This window comes from Aequoribacter sp., assembly GCF_965659035.1.
GTDB lineage: Bacteria > Pseudomonadota > Gammaproteobacteria > Pseudomonadales > Halieaceae > Aequoribacter.
Map to the genome: position 1 here is coordinate 1 of NZ_CBFHWH010000152.1, position 2287 is coordinate 2287.

A 2287-nucleotide genomic window follows, 5' to 3' on the forward strand; every position below is an offset into this window, starting at 1 on the left:
ACTAGAGAAGCCCCCTATAACCTCATAGGCATAACGACGTACATCGCGTTCGCATGTTCGTCTCCCGCCTCGAGCAGCGCACTACCGCTTGGATCTGACAGGCTTACTTTGACGCTGTCTTCGTGGATCACACCAAGCACATCTAGCAAATAACTCACGTTAAAACCAATCTCTAGCGGCTCGCCTTGGTAATCCACAGATATAATCTCTTCCGCCTCTTCTTGCTCGGGGTTATTAGCAACCACCTGCAACTGATCGGTTGATAAATGTAAACGGATGCCTCGATACTTTTCATTACTCAAGATCGCTGCTCGCGATAACGCGCTCTTCAACACATCGCGCTCTCCAACAACTGTCTTAGTCGCATTTTTTGGCAACACTCGCTGGTAATCAGGAAATTTACCGTCAACCAGCTTGCTAATGAAAGTAAACGATGCGGTTTCCACTTTTAAGTGATTATCTCCCAGAGCGACCTCTGCTGGCGCGTCACCGGGCTGTAACAAACGGGACAGCTCCAGCACACCCTTTCTAGGTAGAATAATTTGTGTAGCATCTGGTCCAGACAAACCTTGAACTACGCCTTCACTTAATACGATATGGCTGGTTGCAAGTCTATGCCCATCAGTCGCGACAACACGAAATTGGTTGGCGTTTAGCTCCCATAACATCCCATTAAGATAATAACGAACATCTTGCTGAGCCATAGCAAACCCTGTTTGCTCAATTAGCGCTTTTAGGGCTTGCTGGTCTACCGTCATTGATCCTCTAACATTGAGCGAATCGACCAGAGGAAATTCCGTTGCTGGTAAGGTCGCCAAGCTAAATCGCGATCGACCAGATTTCACCACAAGCTTTGCCCCGTCTTGAGCTAACTCTATAACACTGCCATCGGGCAACGACTTACAAATATCAAACAGCTTTCGGCCCGGCACTGTCACCGAGCCACTTACCGAATCACTATCTTCCAAGGTCACTCGGCCAGTTAATTCGACCTCCAAATCAGTACCCACTAATGATAATTGAGACCCTTCAACATTAACGAGCACATTGGCTAATATCGGCAGTGTTTGGCGACGCTCTACAACCCCAGCCACCAGACTCAAGGGCTTGACCAAAGCTTCTCTTTCAATTGAAAACTTCATCGAAAATCCTTAACTATTTTTTCCTACTTTTGTTCGTAGTCTCATTTATGTTGTTAGGGCTCTGAGAAGGTTTTTTACGTCTTCTCTGATATCGTTATTCGTACCTTTTAGCTCTTCTATTTTACGACATGCATGCAGTACTGTCGTGTGATCTCTACCACCAAAACTATCGCCTATTTCTGGCAAACTGTGGTTCGTTAACTCCTTAGCTAGCGCCATTGCCACTTGTCTTGGCCGAGCAACAGAACGACTGCGTCGTTTCGACATCAGGTCGGCAACTTTTATTCGATAATATTCGGCCACAATCCTTTGTATATTATCTAAGCTCACCTGTTTGTCCTGCAGCGCCAATAAATCTTTTAAACTATCCTTCACCATAGCTATATCAATGGGTTTCTGATGAAAGTGAGCGCTTGCTATCACACGTTTCAAGGCACCCTCAAGCTCGCGAACATTTGACCGTATACGCTGAGCTATAAAAAAAGCCGCGTCTTCTGGTAGAAATACGCCTATCTGGTGCGCTTTTTTCATTAAAATTGCCACGCGGGTTTCCAGCTCTGGCGGCTCTACAGCAACCGTTAAACCCCAGCCAAAACGAGACTTCAATCGCTCTTCTAAACCGTCTATTTCCTTTGGATACCTGTCACAGGTTAATATCATTTGGTGGCCACCTTCAAGCAGCGCGTTGAAGGTGTGGAAAAACTCTTCTTGCGATCGTTCTTTACCTGCAAAAAATTGAATATCGTCAATCAATAACGCATCAACCGATCGATAGTACCTTTTAAAATCTGATATCGCATTTAATTGGAGCGCCTTAACCATATCCGCTACAAAACGCTCGCTGTGTAAGTAAATGATATTCGCATTAGGGTTGTCTTGTCTTAATGCATTACCTACCGCATGCATCAAATGGGTTTTTCCCAGACCGACGCCGCCATAGATGAACAAAGGGTTGTATGCAAAACCGGGGTTGTCTTTGACCTGCCGAGCAGCCGCTAACGCCAACTGATTAGACTTACCCTCTACAAATGATTCAAAAGAGTAATGTTCAACCAAGTTGTTTTGGTGCGATAGACCGCCCTCTACTTGCACCCCGGTATTGCGTGTAGTCATTTTCGCGGGCGCATCGGTCTTCCCCACAACCG

General features: G+C 45.9%; 2 protein-coding genes. Both read right to left on the bottom strand.

The genetic code is table 11. The annotated features are described in order from the left end of the window. Nucleotides 1-14 precede the first annotated feature (14 nt). Nucleotides 15-1142 carry a DNA polymerase III subunit beta gene (gene dnaN, locus ACTF5Z_RS11910; RefSeq protein ID WP_438985826.1) on the bottom strand — a complete coding sequence of 376 codons (1128 nt, stop codon included), beginning with the start codon at nt 1140-1142 and terminating at the stop codon, nt 15-17. Nucleotides 1143-1187: 45 nt separating this feature from the next. Beyond that, nucleotides 1188-2287 (bottom strand): chromosomal replication initiator protein DnaA (dnaA, locus tag ACTF5Z_RS11915; RefSeq protein WP_438985827.1); only part of this gene is annotated, 1100 nt, incomplete at its 5' end.

Coding starts and splice junctions, on each gene's coding strand:
- dnaN (WP_438985826.1), bottom strand. CDS start 1,142: ATGAAGTTTTCAATTGAAAGAGAAGCTTTGGTCAAGCCCTTGAGTCTG.